General features: G+C 59.7%; 1 protein-coding gene and 1 pseudogene. One reads left to right on the top strand and one right to left on the bottom strand.

What is annotated here, in order from left to right; genetic code table 11:
* Positions 1-171 precede the first annotated feature (171 nt).
* A complete protein-coding gene (locus ACXRVY_RS27760; protein ID WP_457265945.1) occupies positions 172-1,251 on the top strand; it encodes a 3-deoxy-7-phosphoheptulonate synthase in 1,080 nt (359 codons plus the stop codon).
* A 57-nt stretch (positions 1,252-1,308) separates the two neighbouring features.
* On the opposite strand, the pseudogene ACXRVY_RS27755 reads toward ACXRVY_RS27760, so the two are convergent.
* A pseudogene (locus tag ACXRVY_RS27755) lies at positions 1,309-1,673 on the bottom strand (hypothetical protein); the annotation flags it as partial.

The raw sequence follows: 1,673 nt of genomic DNA, 5'->3' as shown, positions 1-1,673 counted from the left end.
GTTTTACCGCCTGGCGATTTACCACCCTCCGCTCGGGACAGCCTGCCGCCTCCGATCGGTCACCCACAGGTGGCAAGCACACACACGCAGCCAATCCGGCCAATTGTCGAACACCCCAGTAGGGCCGAGCGCGCGGGCACGAACCCGCCACCTGCCCAGGAAGCCTTGAATATGAATTCGTCCGTCTGCGCACTGCCGCTGTCCACCATGAGCCCTGCCAATGAAGCGCTGACCCTGCGTCTGCCCAGTTCATTGCAACTCAAACAGCAATTACCCCTCAGCAACGTCCTGACCCAGCAAGTTGCCGCCCACCGTCAGGCGGTTCGCGCGATCCTCAACGGTGAAGATTCCCGTCTGCTGGTCATCGTCGGCCCCTGCTCGATACACGATCCGAAATCAGCCCTCGAATACGCCGACAACCTTGCCCGCCTCGCCGCCGAAGTCAGCGATCAAATGTTGCTGGTGATGCGTGCCTACGTCGAAAAACCCCGTACCACGGTTGGCTGGAAAGGCCTGGCCTACGACCCGCACCTCGATGGCAGCGATGACATGGCCGGTGGCCTGACGCTGTCACGTGAGTTGATGCGCGAGATGCTCCGCCTGGGCTTGCCCGTGGCCACCGAACTGCTGCAACCGATGGCCGCCGGTTACTTCGACGACCTGCTGAGTTGGGTGGCAATTGGTGCACGCACGACGGAGTCGCAGATCCATCGGGAAATGGCCAGCGGCCTGGGCATGCCTGTAGGGTTCAAGAACGGGACTGACGGTGGTGTCGGTGTCGCCAGCGACGCCATGCGCTCCGCGGCTCACCCCCATCGCCATTTCGGTGTCGATAGCCAAGGACATCCGGCGATCATTCAAACACCGGGCAATGCGGACACTCACCTGGTATTGCGCGGCGGCCATCGCGGGCCGAACTACGACGGCGCCAGCGTTGCCCAGGTGAACAGCGACCTGACCAGGCTCAAGATTCCGGCTCGTATCATGGTCGATTGCAGTCACGCCAACAGCGGCAAAAACCCGTTGAACCAGCCAGCCGTGTTCAAGGATGTACTTGAACAACGCCTGCAAGGTGATCGTTCGCTGATCGGCATGATGATCGAGAGCCATTTGTTCGAGGGCTGCCAGCCGTTGAGTTCGTCATTGCAATACGGTGTGTCAGTGACCGATGGCTGTCTCGGCTGGACCGGGACAGAACGACTGTTGCTTGATGCGGCAGATCGGCTGCGGGCATCAAACAACGCCCGATAATTGGCATCATCCTTTCGCCCTCCGGCCTTCATGGGAAGACTGGAGGGCAAATGGCAATCAAAACCCCATCAGGGACTGCACTTGAACCCGTGTCACTGCGGATTGCTGGCGGGTGCCGTCAAGGTACTCGACTGAATAGGAAACACGGATCGCGCAATCTCGATGCTCCCTCCAGAACCGGTAGGGAACGATGAACACCAACGGCTCGCCCGCAGTGTCTCTGGTTATTTTGCGCTCGTTACAGTGATTGAATTTCTCCCCGTCGCATCTCAGGTAAATCAGTTCACCTTTATCAGCCCTGGGGTTTTCGATGACGACGGTCACGCCATCCTGTGCATCATGCAGATCCACACAACCTTCGTCGGCTTCCAGCACAGTGGGCCCTGGCAGTGGTCGCCGTTCCAGGATGTCAACCATCAGTG

The sequence above is a fragment of the Pseudomonas sp. P5_A2_2 genome, assembly GCF_054177685.1.
This window is presented reverse-complemented; position numbering and strand designations above follow the sequence as displayed.

Bases quoted from the DNA above. Each gene is read 5' to 3' on its own strand.
- ACXRVY_RS27760 (WP_457265945.1), top strand. From the start codon at position 172: ATGAATTCGTCCGTCTGCGCACTGCCGCTGTCCACCATGAGCCCTGCC.